The organism is Streptomyces sparsus, assembly GCF_054776295.1.
Window position 1 is genome coordinate 1 of record NZ_BAAHCA010000568.1, and the last position, 3,223, is coordinate 3,223.

The 3,223-nt window shown below is 73.5% G+C and carries 4 protein-coding genes and 1 pseudogene; all 5 read left to right on the forward strand.

What is annotated here, in order from left to right; translation table 11 throughout:
- Window positions 1-291 (forward strand): annotated as a pseudogene (locus tag ACYVE9_RS20295) (methyltransferase); the annotation flags it as partial.
- On the forward strand, window positions 272-637 hold the full coding sequence (locus ACYVE9_RS20300; protein WP_461029317.1) for a CDGSH iron-sulfur domain-containing protein: 366 nt from the start codon (window positions 272-274) through the stop codon (window positions 635-637). The pseudogene ACYVE9_RS20295 and the gene ACYVE9_RS20300, both read left to right, overlap by 20 nt.
- Before the next feature lie 134 nt (window positions 638-771).
- Complete coding sequence (locus tag ACYVE9_RS20305) at window positions 772-1,377, forward strand: ABC transporter ATP-binding protein (RefSeq protein WP_461029318.1); 606 nt, start codon at window positions 772-774, stop codon at window positions 1,375-1,377.
- Complete coding sequence (locus tag ACYVE9_RS20310; RefSeq protein WP_461029319.1) at window positions 1,374-2,243, forward strand: ABC transporter permease; 870 nt, start codon at window positions 1,374-1,376, stop codon at window positions 2,241-2,243. Before ACYVE9_RS20305 ends, ACYVE9_RS20310 begins: the two co-directional genes overlap by 4 nt.
- A gap of 15 nt (window positions 2,244-2,258) precedes the next feature.
- On the forward strand, window positions 2,259-3,223 hold a 965-nt coding region (locus tag ACYVE9_RS20315; protein WP_461029320.1), incomplete at its 3' end, for a squalene/phytoene synthase family protein.

The following is a 3,223-nucleotide window of genomic DNA, read 5'->3' on the forward strand; positions in this document are numbered from 1 at the left end:
GACGCGGGCCCCGACGGCCGGGCGTTCATCGACGGCATCTGCCGCGGCGCGGCGGACCTGCTCGCGCCCGGCGGGGTCCTGCTGATGGTGCACTCGGCGCTGTGCGGCCCCGAGCTGAGCGTCGACCTGCTGGGCCGGACGGGCTTGCACGCCGCGATCGCCGAGCGCCGCTACATACCGTTCGGCCCGGTCATGCGCAGCCGCGCGGCCTGGCTCGCCGAGCAGGGCTTCATCGCGCCCGGCGCCGAGAAGGAGGAGCTGGTGGTGGTCCGTGCGCAACGGCAGGAATGAGCAGGAGAGCGGCGCCGTTCCCGACCGCACGGCGTCAGGACCCGCACGGACGGCGCCGGACGAAAGCGCCGGCACCGACGCGGCGAGCGGCGACGGGACGCCGGCCGCCAAAGCAGGGCGGGCCCGTCGGGTGACGGTCGAGCCGGAGGGTCCGGTGCTGGTGGAGGGACCGGTCGAGGTCGAGCTGGCGGACGGCGGCATCGCCCGGTCGGACCGCTTCGTGGTCGCGCTGTGCACCTGCCGCCGCAGCCGCCGGTACCCGTGGTGCGACACCAGCCACCGCCGCCGCACCAGGAAGAACGAACCCCCGACCGACCCCGGGGGTGAGCGCCCCGCCCGCTCCTGAGGCGTCGACGTTCCCGGCAGGACGACGGCCGCGGGTAGGCCCCTGCCGACGGATGCGACAACAGGGCGTGCCGTTCCCGCACCGTGATCGTTGTGGCTCGTGTACACGGTCCGGTTCGGGTGGGAGGTGCGGGCGTGGAGGTCGAGGGCGTGCACCACGCCTACGGTCGGCGGGCGGTCCTGCGTGGCGTCGACCTGCGGCTCGGGGCGGGGAGCCTGTGCGGGATCGTCGGGGAGAACGGCGCGGGCAAGTCGACCCTGCTGAAGATCCTCTCCGGTGGGTTGCGGCCCTCACGTGGCTCGGTCCGCCACGGTGGCCGGTTCGGTTACTGCCCGCAGCACGTGGTCCTCAACGACGCGCTGACCGTCCGGCAGCACCTGACGTTCTTCCAGAGGGCCTATCGCCTGGCAGACCAGCGGTATGCCGAGCAGGTCATGGACACGCTCGGCTTCGCCGGATACGCCGACGAACGGGCGGGGGTCCTCAGCGGCGGGACGCGGCAGAAACTGAACGTGACGCTGGCGCTGATGCACGATCCCCAGGTGCTGCTGCTGGACGAGCCGTACCAGGGGTTCGACTGGGACACCTACCAGCGGTTCTGGGAGCTCGCCCGCAGGCTGCGGGACGCGGGACGCTCCGTCCTGGTCGTCTCCCACCTGGCGTACGACGCCGGGCGCCTGGACGAGTTGTGGCGCCTGGACGGCGGGGTGCTTCGCCCGGACCGGGCGGTGCCCGCGTGAGGTGCCATGTGGCCCGGTTCGCGCTCGCCACCGGATTCGCGCTCGTCGAGCACGGCCGCAACCGGTTCGCCATGGTCCTCGTGGTCCTGTTCGTCCCCCTGTGGACGACCCTTGCCTACCTGGCGATGCCCGACGCCCCGGCCCCCATGCGGCTGCGCGCCACCGGTGAGACGCTGAGTCCCCGCGGCAACGAACTGACCGAGATCAGCGGCGCCCTCAACGCGGTCACTTTGATCACCGGCTTCATGATGTTCGCCGCCACCTTCTCCGGCAACCGCTTCGACCGCCGGTTGGCGATGGCCGGCTACCCCCGCACCCACCTCGTCCTGGCCAAGGTGACCGCGCTGGCTCTCGTCTCGGCGACGGTCGCCGCCTACGCCACCGCGGTCACCTGCCTGGCGTGGACACCTCGGCAGCCCGCGCTGCTCGCCGCCGCGCTGTTCACTGCCGGGCTCACCTACGGCGCCCTCGGTGTCGGCTTCGGCTCCGTACTGCGCCGGGAGGTCGAGGGCATGTTCGCCATCGTGATGACCAGCATCATCGACCTCGCCCTGCAGAACCCGATCACGAGCTCCGGGGCCGACAACCCGGTTCTCCGCTTCCTGCCCTCCTACGGAGCCATGCAGGCCAGCACGGCGGCGGGATTCTCCACCGACCCGGTACCGCGCCATCTGGCCATCCAGCTCACCTGGTTCGCGGGAGCGGCCCTGGCAGCCCTGGTGGGCTTTCGCCGCAGCACCCGCAGCGCCCTGCCCGCCGACACACGGCCCCGTGCGCCAGGGCCGGAGAAAGCCGTGCCCCGCCTTCCCGCGCCGCGCCGAACCGCCGCGGCGTCGGCCACGGCATCCGACACGGAAAAACCCTGAGGTCCACGCCCCGAGATGCACACGACACCGCAGCCCACTCCGCTCGACACGGCGCCCGCGCGGCGCCGCCGGACCACCACCCGTGCGCTGCGGGTCGAGGACCCCGCTCTGCGGGCGGCGTACCGGCTGTGCCGCCGCACCACACGGCGGCACGATCCCGGGATCCATGCCCTCATCCAGCTGATGCCGGCCGCACTGCGCCCAGCGTGCTGGGCCCTCTGGGCGGCCGCCACCACCCTTGACGACCTGGCGGACCAGCCCGGCGCGGAGCCTGCCGAGCGTGCAGCGCGCGCCGCAGCGTGGACCAGGGCGCTGGAGCACGACCTGGCGGCCGGCACGAGCACCGATCCGATCCGGTACGCCTTGGTGGACGCGGCCGAACGATGGCGTCTGGACCTGACCGGTCTCCGGGGCGCCATGGCTCAGACGCGGGACGACGCCCACGGGGTGCGCTTCCCCGACTGGGCCGCGTGGCGGGCCCGGTGCAATGAGGGGCTGGTGCCCTGGGTCGACCAGGTACGGCACCTGTTCGATCAGGCCGGTGCGCCGATGACGCTCCGGCTGGACCGGCAGGCCGACTACGAGCACTTCGTCGACGGCGCCCAGCTCACCGACGTTCTCACCGACCTGAGCACCGACCTTGCCGAGGGCCGCCTGCTCCTGCCGCAGGTAGTCCTGGACGCCCACCCCGGCGCGGAGGCGGATCTGGTCCGGGCACGCTGGAGCCCGGCCGTGGCCACCCTGATCGCTGAGCTGACGGATCTGGCGCGTCGACGCGTGACCAGGCCCGCCCTGACGAGGGGCATGCACCCGGGTCCCGCCACCGTGCTCGACACGGCGGCCGGCCTGATGCGCGCCCAACTCGACGCCGTCGAAGCGGCCGGTCCCGCCCTGCTGGAACGCCCCCCGCGCCCCTCCGCGGTGGCCCGCGTCCGTGTGCTGGCCCCCGCCCGCCTCCGTTCGGCCCTGGCGTGGAGCCT